The 12,724-nt window shown below is 47.8% G+C and carries 14 protein-coding genes and 1 pseudogene; 6 read left to right on the forward strand and 9 right to left on the reverse strand.

The window, feature by feature from the left end; translation table 11 throughout:
* Positions 1-7: 7 nt before the first annotated feature.
* Positions 8-1,300 (forward strand): annotated as a pseudogene (locus LZU85_RS00815) (ABC transporter substrate-binding protein); the annotation flags it as partial.
* A gap of 136 nt (positions 1,301-1,436) precedes the next feature.
* On the opposite strand, the gene LZU85_RS00820 reads toward LZU85_RS00815, so the two are convergent.
* A complete protein-coding gene (locus LZU85_RS00820; RefSeq protein ID WP_237286121.1) occupies positions 1,437-1,694 on the reverse strand; it encodes a DUF2999 family protein in 258 nt (85 codons plus the stop codon).
* A gap of 185 nt (positions 1,695-1,879) precedes the next feature.
* Entirely contained in the window at positions 1,880-2,128 is a 249-nt protein-coding gene (locus LZU85_RS00825; protein ID WP_011081943.1) for a DUF3297 family protein, read from the reverse strand.
* A 289-nt stretch (positions 2,129-2,417) separates the two neighbouring features.
* Here LZU85_RS00825 and LZU85_RS00830 point away from each other — a divergent pair, with 289 nt between their 5' ends.
* The gene (locus LZU85_RS00830; protein ID WP_237286122.1) at positions 2,418-3,422 is read left to right on the forward strand and encodes a tetratricopeptide repeat protein; all 1,005 of its coding nucleotides are present in this window, start codon (positions 2,418-2,420) and stop codon (positions 3,420-3,422) included.
* A 63-nt stretch (positions 3,423-3,485) separates the two neighbouring features.
* Here the strand turns inward: LZU85_RS00830 and LZU85_RS00835 are convergent, their stop codons facing one another.
* Positions 3,486-4,094 (reverse strand): exopolysaccharide biosynthesis protein, encoded by a 609-nt coding sequence (locus LZU85_RS00835; RefSeq protein WP_176297877.1) that lies wholly within the window; start codon positions 4,092-4,094, stop codon positions 3,486-3,488.
* 93 nt (positions 4,095-4,187) lie between these two features.
* Entirely contained in the window at positions 4,188-4,721 is a 534-nt protein-coding gene (locus LZU85_RS00840) for a dihydrofolate reductase family protein (RefSeq protein ID WP_224634749.1), read from the reverse strand.
* A 33-nt stretch (positions 4,722-4,754) separates the two neighbouring features.
* Between LZU85_RS00840 and LZU85_RS00845 the strand changes: the two genes are divergently transcribed.
* Both LZU85_RS00845 and LZU85_RS00850 read left to right on the forward strand, forming a co-directional pair.
* A complete protein-coding gene (locus LZU85_RS00845) occupies positions 4,755-5,399 on the forward strand; it encodes a GNAT family N-acetyltransferase (protein ID WP_419795947.1) in 645 nt (214 codons plus the stop codon).
* A 45-nt stretch (positions 5,400-5,444) separates the two neighbouring features.
* A complete protein-coding gene (locus LZU85_RS00850; protein WP_237286123.1) occupies positions 5,445-6,065 on the forward strand; it encodes a hypothetical protein in 621 nt (206 codons plus the stop codon).
* 84 nt (positions 6,066-6,149) lie between these two features.
* Here LZU85_RS00850 and LZU85_RS00855 read toward each other — a convergent pair whose 3' ends face one another.
* Complete coding sequence (locus LZU85_RS00855; protein ID WP_130350339.1) at positions 6,150-6,578, reverse strand: MarR family winged helix-turn-helix transcriptional regulator; 429 nt, start codon at positions 6,576-6,578, stop codon at positions 6,150-6,152.
* On the reverse strand, positions 6,575-7,216 hold the full coding sequence (locus LZU85_RS00860) for a cytochrome b/b6 domain-containing protein (RefSeq protein ID WP_237286124.1): 642 nt from the start codon (positions 7,214-7,216) through the stop codon (positions 6,575-6,577). The genes LZU85_RS00855 and LZU85_RS00860 overlap by 4 nt, the downstream gene beginning before the upstream one ends.
* A gap of 121 nt (positions 7,217-7,337) precedes the next feature.
* On the opposite strand from LZU85_RS00860, the gene LZU85_RS00865 reads away from it, so the two are divergent.
* Positions 7,338-7,805: a cytochrome c gene (locus tag LZU85_RS00865; protein WP_206636218.1), complete on the forward strand. Its 468-nt coding sequence runs from the start codon at positions 7,338-7,340 to the stop codon at positions 7,803-7,805.
* 27 nt (positions 7,806-7,832) lie between these two features.
* Positions 7,833-8,507 carry a hypothetical protein gene (locus tag LZU85_RS00870; protein WP_038940518.1) on the forward strand — a complete coding sequence of 225 codons (675 nt, stop codon included), beginning with the start codon at positions 7,833-7,835 and terminating at the stop codon, positions 8,505-8,507.
* Between the two features lie 107 nt (positions 8,508-8,614).
* On the opposite strand, the gene LZU85_RS00875 is transcribed toward LZU85_RS00870, so the two are convergent.
* The 3 genes from LZU85_RS00875 to LZU85_RS00885 form a co-directional block, all read right to left on the reverse strand.
* On the reverse strand, positions 8,615-10,582 hold the full coding sequence (locus tag LZU85_RS00875; protein ID WP_237286125.1) for an alkyl/aryl-sulfatase: 1,968 nt from the start codon (positions 10,580-10,582) through the stop codon (positions 8,615-8,617).
* Positions 10,583-10,725: 143 nt separating this feature from the next.
* Entirely contained in the window at positions 10,726-11,625 is a 900-nt protein-coding gene (locus tag LZU85_RS00880) for a LysR family transcriptional regulator (RefSeq protein ID WP_237286126.1), read from the reverse strand.
* A gap of 144 nt (positions 11,626-11,769) precedes the next feature.
* A complete protein-coding gene (locus tag LZU85_RS00885) occupies positions 11,770-12,621 on the reverse strand; it encodes a LysR family transcriptional regulator (RefSeq protein ID WP_237286127.1) in 852 nt (283 codons plus the stop codon).
* Positions 12,622-12,724: the final 103 nt, after the last annotated feature.

Below are 12,724 nucleotides of genomic sequence, written 5' to 3' on the forward strand. Positions count from 1 at the left end.
AGGGCGTATGATCAACAAGTGGATTGGAGCGCTGGGTCTCCTATTGTGTAGCCAAGTCATGGCCAGTGAGTTGGTGATTGAAAGTTGGCGAGCGGATGACAAGGCGTTGTGGGAGCAGAAAATCATTCCAGCGTTTGAAGCTTCACATCCGGGCGTCAAAGTGACCTTCCGTCCGGTGAAAAACGTCAACTACATGCCGACGTTGTGGGAAAACCTTAAAGCGGGGAAAGCGGGTGATTTGATTACTTGCCGTCCTTTTGATGATTCCTTAGCGCTCTTTAAAGCGGGGCATCTGGCCGAGATTACCGAAATGGCTGGGATGGAGAATTTCCCGAGCTTTGCGCAAGCACCTTGGCAAACCGATTCTGGCGCGCAAACTTTTTGTGTACCAATGGCATCGGTGATTCACGGTTTCTTCTACAACAAGCAGATTTTCAATCAGCTTGGTTTGAGTGTGCCAAAAACGCGTGACCAATTTTTCTCTGTCCTCGATAAAGTGCAAGCCGATGGGCGTTACGTGCCGTTAGCGATGAGCGGTAGCGAGAGTTGGGTGTCATCCGAATTGGGCTTTCAAAACATCGGGCCGAATTACTGGAAAGGCGAAGATGGCCGCTTAGCGCTGATTAATGGTCAAGAGCGCTTCGATGATGGGCAATACGTGCAGGTGTTTGAAGAGTTGGCGCGTTGGCGTCGCTACTTAGGAACGGGTGGGGAAAACCGAGATTATGGCGCCACCAATGACCTGTTTACTTCCGGCAAGGCGGCGTTTTATCTCGCAGGCTCGTGGGAGATCGCCCCTTTTACCGACAAACTCGACTTTGGCGTGATGCCGCCACCGGTGGCCAACCAGGGTGATGGCTGTTTTTTCACTGACCATACCGACATCGGCATGGGGATGAATCCGGCCAGTAAGAATCCGCAAGCGGCAATGGCCTTTTTGCAATGGCTGACCACGCCACAGTTTGCAGAGCTCTATACCAACTCTTTGCCGGGCTTTTTCTCGCTTTCAAATCACTTCTTTGAGGTGAGCAATCCTGCGGCGCGCGAAATGATGGAGTGGCGCGATCAATGTGATTCCACCATACGTGTGGCCACGCAAATTCTCTCCCGTGGTCAGCCTAAGCTAGGGGATGAACTGGCGGAAGTAAGCCAAGCGGTGCTGCTCGGTAAAATGGCACCGAAAGCGGCGGCAACGCGCTTAGAAAATGGACTGAAAGATTGGTATGCACCCCATAAAAACAGCAAAGCCAAAGGTCAGGAATGCCAATGTTCAGCGGTGACGCCATTGGCAACATCAAGCGTCAGTGTGACAGAATCGGCTGTCGTTTCAGTTGAAGGAGAAGAGAGCCTTTCGGAATAACATCGACTCTGGGGTAGGGCAAAAAGCGGCTGTTTCAGGCCGCTTTCTATTAGTTAGCAGCCTGAACACGGGTGGTTTATTGAGGCTGTTGCAGTTTTGCTTTCGCTTCTTCCACTTTAGAGAAATCAAGCCCAAGTTCTTCCACGGCTTCTTTAATCAGCGCAGGATTTTGCATCACTTGCGTCATCAGCATTTGCAGTTGCTCTTGAGGTAAGCCGAGTTGCGCGATGGTCGCCATAGCGGCCAGTGGGTTCTGCGTTAGGGTTTGAAATAGCTCGTTGATTTGCTCGTCGCTGATATTGTTCTCTTTCAACATTGCTAGAATCGGGTTCATCACAGTTCCTTTTATTACCAAATGAAATAGTCGGGAATTCTAACATTGGCAATGGCTGGCGTGAACCTTGATTCACTCACGACAACATGAGTTATTTGGATACACAAATAGAAAAGCCCAAGTTGAGAAGTCTCTCCACTTGGGCTTTTGCATTGGAACTGAGGCGTTCGCGTGAAACGTGCGAATTACACGTAGTACGCTTCAACCGTACCTTTCAGTTGGATCAGCATTGGGTTGCCGTAGCGGTCTTTCGCTTTTGGAGAAGCGATTTTGATCCAACCTTCGCTAACACAGTATTCTTCAACGTCGTTACGCTCTTTGCCGTTAAAACGGATACCGATTTGGTGATCAAAGCACTCTTTTACGAAGAATGGGCTACGTGCGTTGCCCGATAGACGGTCTGGAAGTGCTGGTTTTGCAGTTGTATCGTTCATGTTCTTTAACCTGAAATCGCTAAAAAGTGCGCCATTGTAGACAGAGCCAGCGCTCTGTTCAAGCTCTCTGCTTGCGGAACGTGGCTGGGCAAGTTTGCACGAAGGAAAAAGCCGCCTTGCGCTGAGAAAACATCGCCCCGATTTCTTTCACGCTCTCTAGTACGCAGGTTAGAGGCGAGCTGTGCAGAGCACCAAATGAAAAGCAATTGTTACAATAAGAGTTCAGTTTAATATTTCATTAAGGCTATAATGAGCTTCCTCTCTAAAATCATTATGGACGATTTTAACTATGACACGTCGTTGTACCGCGTGGATTGCCGCTCTCCCTCTTCTGCTTGTTCCTGTCACTTATGCTTATGATCTTTCAATAGAAGAATTTGATGAAGAGATCCTTGTTTTGCTTAAAAAAGCAGAAGGATCGAAAGAACCCGCTTTGTTGTTCGAAGCATCAGAGATTCTAATGTACGACTCGATCATGCAAGAAAATGCGGATCAAGGTTTGAAGTATTTAAAACAATCTGCCGAAATGGGGTTCGCAGACGCCATCAGTGCGTTGGCAGAACATTATTATGGTGAAGAAAACTATCAAGCAGCACTTCCTCTCTATTTGCAGTTGGCAGAGCAAGGGGATGCAAACGCGCTCTATTCACTGGGCGTTATCTATTTTGATGGTGAAGGTGTTGAACAGGACCAAAAAAAGGCGAACCAATACTATTTGGCCGCTGCAGAGAAAGGGAATGCAGAGGCCATGTTCCAGCTGGCATTTTCGTACAACGATGGTTTAGGGGTTACCCAAGATTTTAAGGCTGCCAATCACTGGTTCGCGAGTGCGGCTGAACTGGGTCATTCGTTAGCGACGTATAACTTAGGGGTGAGCTATTTGGATGGCGAAGGTGTGCTTCCTGATTGTAAAAAGGCCATCACCTTATTCGAGCATGCGATTGAGCAAGATGGGGAAGTCAATGCCTACGCTATGATGGGTAAAGTCTATTCGGACTCTCGCTATATGTCGCGATGCGGCATCAAAGCGGCGGATTACAAGCGTGCGATGGAGTACTTCCAACAGGCCGCTCAGTGGGGAGATGAATACAGTCAGTTTATGATTGGCTCTTTTTATTTCAATGGCTTCGGAGTGGATCGCAGTTACGTCAAAGCGTTGGCGTGGTACAACATTGCCTACGATTATGGTTATGAAGAAGCAGAGCAAGCGATAGAAGATCTAAAAGGCAAGATGAGTGCAAAGCAGCTTGTTCAATCTAGCGAATATCAACAAGCGATTGAAGAAACGCTATAAGAGTTGCGCTTGGTTTTGACCTTATCGGCAGTAAGAGAGGACTGAGTACAGTCCTCTTTTTTATTAAGAAAGAATCAAAAAATAGCCAATTCCACCGATGGACAGCATCCCCAGTAAGAATGAGCCAATTTGCAATAAACCGTCACGTTCCATCAAACCAAGCCCCATGATCATCACTACAAAGGCCGGCGCGATGTTGGTAAATGGGAAAGGCAGCGATATCAGTAAACCGAGTAGCAGAATAATACAACCGTTCACTTGATCGACGACGGGCGCTTCCATGTACTGAATTCGAGGGTAGATATACTGCTCAAGTTTACGTACCTTGGGCTCGAACGCTCGAAGAATCGCTTGTACTTTTTCGTTGGGCAGCTCTCTATCCAAAATGACCCTTGGTAGCCACGCTTTTCTCCGCCCCAAAATCATCTGCAACCCGAGTGTTGCTATCAAGATTCCGCCAATAATCGAAACGAGCGGAAGGACATTAAATAATGCGATGAGCATGAGTAACATACCGAAGGTTCGGTCACCCAATCGATCGGTTAAGTTTCTCAAGGTAATTCCGGGAGATTGAGCTTGTTTAATCAGCTCAACGATGACATCTGACGTTCTGCTACGCTGGTTTTCCGGTACAGCAAATAGCGTCTTGTTGTCATCTCCTTGTGGTTCCAAAATTGAATGTCCTTATTGGTGTTTTTAACGCGCCCATCGTAGGGGAGATTGCCTTTCGCATCAATTCTTCTTGTTGATTTTTTTGTATGTTATTTAACGCACTCTGACATAGTGATTTTTCACCATGTGGTCCGCTAAGCGTTCAGCATGAATATGCTTAAAGTTCAACGCCTTTGGTAAGCGGCCAAACAGGGGAATACCAGCACCTAACAGCACAGGAATGGTGGTGATGATCATCTCATCAATCAAATCCTCGGCCAAAAAGCTCTGTACGGTTTTTCCACCATCGATATAAAGGCGTTGATAGCCCTGTTGGTGTAGCTGTTCAATAACCGTTGGCAACGCCCCTTGCACCAAAAATACCTTGTCTTGATAGCCTTCTGGCACACTTTTCAAGGTATTACTCAACACAAAAACCGGCTTGTTGTAAGGCCATTCCACGCCAAAACTGAGCACCATTTCAAAGGTGTTTCTGCCCATCACCAACGCATCAACACTGGCCATAAAATCGGCAAAGCCAAAATCCGATCCATCAGGATTTGGCACTTGATGCAGCCAGTCCATTTCGTTGTTTGGTCCTGCGATATAGCCATCTAAGCTGGTGGCAATGTAGACAATGTTGGACATCGATTTTCTCCTGTAGGTGATTGAGGGCAGAGTGTGTCACAACCCACTGACAATCACTGTCAGTATGGTGTGCAGCGTCCCAATTTGGGATGGGAAATCCGCTATAATGACGGCACGTTTGTTGTGATACAGGATCCCCCGATGCACTATACCTTAGCAGATAAGAGCGCGATTGAAGCGATAAAAACACTTTTTTGTCAAACCTTTACCGATTCGGAAGGTGAAGCTGAAGGGCAGTTGATTGGCCAACTGGCGTCGAATTTGATCGAGCGAACGCACAATGACGATCTTTTTATCTATATCGCAGCGGAGGGTGAAGCGGTGGTGGGCGCGATTTTGTTTACTCGCTTGCATTACCCCTGTGGTACGCCCGTGTTTGTGATGGCTCCAGTTGCGGTGGCCACTTCCTATCATGGTCAAGGAATTGGACAAGCGTTAATTGCTTTCGGCTTGCAGGAGATCAAAGCACAAGGCGTTGAAGTTGCCGTCACGTATGGGGATCCGAACTTTTATCACAAGACAGGTTTTGTCCCTGTTGATACCCAAACCATCGCTGCGCCGTACTCGTTGCAATTTCCCCACGGCTGGCAAGCACAGTCGCTAACAGGTGAAGCACTGCCCGTTTTAAAAGGGCCTGTGACGTGTGTGGCGGCGTTTTGTGATCCGCAATTTTGGTGATCGGTAATCCAGTTACTAACGCGATAAAAAGGAACAATGATGAATATGAAGCGTTTGAAAGCCGCCGAGGAGGCGTTTCTTCTTCACTATCCGGGCGGGTTTGAGCATCCCGAAATGGTGAAAATCGGCAAGAAGCACCAAATGCCACAGCGTGTCCAGCAGGCGCAAGCGTTCTTTGCGCCAGAAGCGTTCAGTCAGCCTCAGTTAGTGGCCGAGAATATGGTGAAAACCATCACTCGCTCCTCCATGGTGTCGGTTTTTGAAAAACCTAAACTCCGTGATTGGGTTAAGGGAATGAGCCATGACGAGCGAGAAAGCTATGCCTATGCGCTGAAAGATATGCTGCATGGTGATAAGGAGTATGGCTTTAATATGATGCACTCTTTGCTCAAACCCGCGCAGCTAGCAAAGTGGTCACTGATGACGATCTTGCCCAACTACTATGCCCCGATGGATGAAGTGTTTGTCAAACCGACTACAGCGAAAGGCGTGATCGGCTTCTTTGAGCTGCCAGATTTGATCTACAAACCGGATCCAAGCTATGCGTTCTATTGCCGCTATCGTGAGCAAATATTAGCGATGAGGGATTGTGTCGACCCAAGCTTGGCGATCAACAATGCCGCTTTTTGTGGTTTCTTGATGATGACGGTCAAGGGAATGGTGTAATGCATGATAAATGTGTATTAGCCACTGTACCTATTCACTTCAGCCCGCATTATAGCGAGCTGTTTGCGTGGTGTTGGCCAGACGTTAAATGCCATCAACCAATTTCTGTAGCGCATTCAGTAGAGCTTCCTGTTCGCTATCAGCTAACGTTGATAATAAGGATTCATTCACCTCAACGGGCAGATGGATCACTTCACTCTTTAATGCTTTTCCTTTGTCAGTGAGAAAAATGCGAAATGAGCGGCGACTCTCTGGATCGGGTTGGCGTTCGACTAATCCAAGCGCTTCCAGTTTGTCGAGAGTGCGGGTGGTTGTGGAGCTTTCCACTTTGGACATTTGCGCAATTTCGCGCTGAGTCACGCCTTCTTTTTCCCACAAACACATCAATGTTGGCCATAGAGCCACGGTGAGCCCATGCTCTTTTAGACGTTTATCGAACTCTTTTGTCGCGTGATTGGCGATGACATTGATAAGCCAACCAAAACTGGACTGGCGATTAAATTCTTGATTCATGATGACACCATTGAAGTAGCAACTATTGCTATGGTAACTAATCTTGCGCTGATAAGCACTAGTATGGCTTTGAAGTTGCTCGACAAAACGGGTTGAGAGGTCGTGTCAGAGTGCTGCTTCCCAGTCAGCATCGCCAGTAACATCGGTTTCCCCATTAGCTTGTACACCATGATGGCTGCCACATGCACAGCAATGAGCAGAGGCAAAACGTTTGCCAATTGGTGATGAATCAGCGCTGCTATGTCGTAAATGTTTTCTGGCAGAGTAAGTCCAATTACCGTAAACCCATCGAATAGGCCACTCATGATCATTCCTGTTAGGCATTGAACCATCAGTATTGAAAGCAAAGAGATCACCATCAACGCGCCCAGTGGGTTATGGCCAATGGTACTTTCGTGTTTGCCAAGCAAATAGAGAATTACCTTGCGTGGACGGGTAACAAAATGACTGAATCGGCTGCTATCACTGCCCACAAATCCCCAGCAGATTCGCCACAGCAACAGCGTAAAGAGAATTAGCCCAAGTTGAAGATGAGGTCCTTCTCCGCGAGTTCCTGTGGCCATAAGTCCAATGAAAATGGCCGCTTGAAGCCAATGGTATAAGCGTGTTCCAAGATCCCAAACTGTAACTTTTTTCATCGTGTTGATTTCCGCTGTGGTTGATATTGACGTTAATTTACACAACAACTGTTGCATACGCAACAGTTGTTGTGTAAATTAAGTTTCATCGAATGTATTGGGGATCATCAAGGAGAAGAACGTGAGTTTTAAAAATGTGAAAAAAACCGTTGGTATTGCACTCACTCTGACACTGACCGCTGCCACCGTCAGTGCCGAGCAAAGCAGTGTTGGAGATGTGGAATCATCTATCGAAATGAGACAACAGGCTTTCAAAACGATCGAAAACGACACCAAAGCGGCCAAAAGACAACTCAATGAGCGAGATGTCGATTGGCAAGGATTATTGGCAGTGAGCGAGCGTTTGGTGGCTAACAGCGAGTTGTTGCCAGCCACTTTTGTGGCGAATAGTCATCAAGGCAGTAAGGCAAAAGAGAGCATTTGGCGTAATCCAGGGAAGTTTGAACAGCTGCTCTCTGAGATGCGCGAAGGTTATGCCATCGTGCTGAAAGCCAGCCAGAGCCACGATGTTGACTTGGCCGAAAAAGGACTAAAAACGGCGCAAGCAACATGTCAAAGCTGCCACCGAACGTATCGTTTGCGTTGGTAATAACAATATAAAATAGAGAGTAAAGTTATGAAAATTATCACTAAATTTGTTTTGCTAACCACCATGCTATTGGCAGGATTAAACAGCGCTTACGCGTATGATTATGGCGTTGAACTCAAATGGAATACGCAAGATTTCTCACAAGTTCTATCCCAATTTCCGGAACAACGAGCTGCGTTTAGCCGTTTCATTGAAGAGGGAAAAATAAAAGATATGTTTGTACGTGATTCAGCAATTGGCGAACAAAAATTTCAGATACTGCAATTTGTTATGCAAGGTGAGAGCGAACAGGCTGTGCGTGATGAATTGGCGACGTTACCTTTCTTTGAACAAGAGCTAGTGAAAATTAATGCTATCCAACTGTTAGGGGCGAAGTGGTTAGACAATACGCCAGAGCACAATAATTATGGTTTGACTTTCACTTGGAAGGAAGGGATTGAGCCGTTGGAAATAGACAGAGTTTTGGGTATCGATCTCCAGCGTGTAATAACATTCAATCAAGTGGGTACGGTGACGTCGTCTTATATTAATACGCAAGCGATAAACACTGACGTGATTCGTCCGACCTACTTGGTGGCCGTCTTAGCACAAGATGCAGAGCATGCCCTGAAGATGAGCCAACAGTTTGAAGCAGTTCGACTGGGCTATGCCGATGTAGACGTTGTGTATCTTGGAAAAAAGATCAACATGAGCAAGCTGTAAATCCGTGGTGAGACTCCTTGCCGAAGAATGGCTAAGAACAACAAAAAGCCCGCGATGTGACTCGCGGGCTTTGTCGTTAGAGTGGGGCTACCTTTATAGGGCTACTCTTATGGTGTTACCACACCGAACCACATGTCGAATTTATCAAAGACCGACATCAGCGTTTGGAACTGCGCTTGGTTTGAAACACTAAACTCACCGGCTTTGACCTGATCTTGCAGTGTCGCTTGCTTGGTCAGCATTTTCTCAAACGCTTGGCGGGTTAAGTTAATGGTCAAATCCGCGTTATCAAACTGGCTACCAGAGTACGATTTCAATACCGAGTTGCTTAGCTCCATCGAGTATTGGCCGTCGCCTTTGACATTGATGTTCACTTTGATATCGAGGCCATTCGCCGCGTCAGGTTTTACCGTCACGCCGAGGTACTTCATGAACTGATCAAACGGCATATTCTTAGCAATTGCGGCCGTGTCTGGCGTTGCGACTGGTTTGATGCCTTGGCGTAATTCTTTCGCACCGCCAAGATAGTAGTTACGCCAAGGGCCTGATTCCGCCTGATAACCCAATTGCTCCATCGCGTCCGCTTCTAAGTAGCGAGCGTCCATATTGTCTGGGTTGGAGAAAGTCACGTTGTTAAGCAGTGTCACTGCCCAGCGATACTCACCGTTTTTCACCGCTTGTTCAGCCAGCTCAATCACTTTCTCTTCACCGCCCATCGCTTCAACGTATTTTGCGCCTTGTTCACTTGGTGTCAGCGGGTTCAAGTTGGCTGGGTTGCCATCCCACCATGCACCAAAGTAGAAGTCGTACGTCGCGCGAGCATTGTGCGATACCGTGCCGTAGTAACCGCGGTTGTACCATTCTTTGCCTAGCGAATCTGGCAGGGTAATTTGCGCTGAAATCTCATTTGGCGTATAGCCTTTGTTGGCGAGACGCAGGGTTTGGTCATGGACAAACTTGTACATGTCGCGCGTTTTCTCAAGCTGAGTTTGGATCTTCTCTTTGCCAAAGGTTGGCCAGTGGTGAGAGGCGATCATAGTATCGGCTTTGTCACCGTAAGTTTTCAGCGCTTGGTCAATGTATTCAGCCCAAGAAGAAGCATCACGCGTTTTCGCGCCGCGCAGTGTCGAGATGTTGTGGATGGTGTGCGTCATCACTTCCGCCGCCATCATGGTTTTGTATTGTGGGAAGTAGAACATAAATTCCGACGGCGCTTCGGATTCCTGTGCCATGATCACTTCCAGTTCCACACCATCGACCGCCATTTTCTGCCCGGTGATATTGGCAATGTGCGTTGGTTTCACGATGCCGGGCGCACCGGATGAGGTGGTTTTACCCAAACCGCCGTCCACTTGACCTCGGCTGCTCGCTTCAAGCAGGTTGCCATACATGTAAGAAGCGCGACGCGACATGGTGTTGCCCGCCATCAAGTTCTCGGCAATCGAGTGAGAGAAAAAGCCCTCTGGCGCAAGAATATCGACTTTACCAGCATCAATCGCTTCTTGGCTGGTGATGCCAAGGATGCCACCAAAGTGGTCAACGTGTGAGTGGGTGAAAATCACGCCCGTTACCGGCGCGTCTTCCACTTTGTCACGCAGCAATTTCAGCCCTGCCGCGGCGGTTTCTGGTGAAATGAGTGGGTCGATCACGACCCAACCTTTGTCACCGCGGATAAAGGTCATCACCGAGAGATCAAAACCGCGTACTTGGTAAATGCCCTCTTTCACTTTGAACAAGCCATCGATGTTGTTCAGTTTTGCTTGGCGCAGCAGTGAAGGGTTGACGGTTTGAATGTTCTTCTCTTGTTCAACAAAGTCGTATTTGCTGAAGTCCCAAATCACATTGCCTTTGGCGTCTTTGATGGTTTTTTCTGGCCAAGTAGCAATGTAACCGCGTGAGGCATCTTCAAAATCACTTTGATTGGCGAAGTCGAGGTAGCTTTTGAGTTGGTTGTTTTTCTCGATGGTGAACGAAGAAGCTTGTTTAGGCTCGCTGCTGGTTGGGGCAGCGAACGTTAGAGCTGGGAATAGAGTGGCGATAATCGCGAGCGATACAATCGATTTTTGTCGTTTCATGGTTTATCTCTCTCTGAAAGCGGCGCGTTGAGCATCCGTCGTTAAGGAGAGATTAATGAGTGCGGATTAAACAATCGATAGACTAAACCTGAAAAGTAAATTTAGTTTTATTTAATCCACTTTGGCGTTAGCCTTCAACATCGTTAACGAAATGTCGCAGTTGCTTGCATCAGAGCACTCTTAAGCCATTGATGTCCGGAATCTTGTTGCTGGCTATGGTGCCATGTCATGTAGATAGGCAACTTATTAAGCTTAAACGGCAGCGGCATCACTTGCAGTTGGTGCGCTTTGGCCATCAAATCGGCATGCCATTGGCCAGTGACGCAGATCCAATCGGTTTGTGCTGCCAGCATGATGGCGTTGCAGCTGGAACCGGTTTTATAGGCGATGTTTCTTTGTGGTTGTGGCTCCAGCGCCAGTGAGTCAACGATGTCTTGGTTTTGCCTTTTGGTTTCCCACAACAAGTGCTGCTCGGCAAAAAACTGTTGATGAGTGATGGCGTTTTGAATGCGTGGATGATCTTGGCGGCACACCATCACCAGAGGCAGTTCGAACAACAATTCGTTGTGATAACCGTGTTCATCAAACGGCACAGTGGCGAGAATCATGTCCACTTTGCGGGTACGCAAATCCGCTTGGCGATCGCGCTCGTCTAAATGTTCCACATCGGCACAGAGCTTGACGTTTGGAGCGTGCTGCGCGAGGTGATCCATCAAGGGAGGCAGCAGCATTAAATCGATGTCTTTATGACTGGAGAGACGAAAAGTACGATGGCTGGTGTCAGGATTAAACTGCTGACGGGATTTAGCGCCATTAAGCAGCAGGCTAAGGGGCTCTTGGATCTCGGCATGCAGCTCGATGGCAAAATTCGTTGGCGTAATGCCACGACCTTGGCGAATAAAGAGCGGATCTTGGTACTGATCACGCAAACGGTTCAGAGCGTGGCTGACCGCTGGGGCGGTAATGCCGAGCGTTTCTGCTGCTTCGTTTACGCTGCGCGTTTTCATCACCACATCAAAGGTTTTCAGTAAGTTTAGATCCATCGTCATCTCGCTTTGTGCCCATCTTGCGCATCGACTAAACACTGATTTTTACCGATTCACCACCGTGGCTCAAGTCTCTTTATATTTTTGTTTTTGCTTCCAGGAATGAATTAGCCGAGTTTTTGTGACGCGAAAACGCCTCCCCTAATGACGAGCAAGCAATTTGTCAGAGAACTGTTTTTCAAGCTGTTTCAGCCATGTTTGACTCAACAATGGGTGCGATTTTGCAGACACGGCCAACACGATGTCGACCTTAGGCAGTGGTGGAAAATCCTTTAACAGCCTCACTTTGTCACCCATGCTGAGTTTTCCCATCGCACCAATCGCAAGCCCTTGCTCAACCAAAGCGCGCTGTGCCGATGCGGTATTGCAACAAGCCAGTAGTTGGAAAGCTTGGCCGCGTTTGGTGAGGCCATCAATCGCCGCCGCGTGATATTTGCAATCCGCTTGAAAAAGAGCAAGGGGCAGGGCTGAGTGGGCTTCGACGCAAAAGGTTTGACTGGCAATCCACACCCCTTGATCGGAAGTGAGCCAATAGCCTTCTTCACTGTTTGGCGCGCGAGTTAAAATGGCGCAGTCCAGCTCGCCCGCATCAAGCTTTCTTCTCAGTTCGATGCTCGGCTCACTAAAGACTTGGATAGAGCATGTGGGTTGTGCCTCATGGAGCAGGGCAATCAAACTGGGGAGCACTTTCTCGTTGTAATCTTCAGGGCAGCCCAAGCGCAGCGGGCGTTTATCTTGAAAATGTTTGAGCTCCGAGAGGGTTTGATCATGTTGCGATACGAGTTGACGAGCGTGAGAAGTGAGGCGAATACCCGCATCGCTCAGTACTAAATAACGCCCTTCTTTGATGAACAACTCTGCGCCGATTTCTTCTTCGAGCTTTCGCATTTGGGCGCTGAACGCCGACTGAGTACGGCTGATCTGTTTGGCTGCGCGGGTAAAACTGCCCGTCTCAACAAAAGCAAGAAAACTGCGTAGTGCTTCAATATCCATATTGAGTCTAATCCATCGTATTTTTAAATAGGTTGTATCAAAACTATCCGTTGGTCGTGGCAAGGAAGTTGACCTAATCTGCGATTGAACTTAACAGAAATAG

The sequence above is a fragment of the Vibrio floridensis genome (genome assembly GCF_021852965.1).
Taxonomy (GTDB): Bacteria; Pseudomonadota; Gammaproteobacteria; order Enterobacterales; family Vibrionaceae; genus Vibrio; species Vibrio floridensis.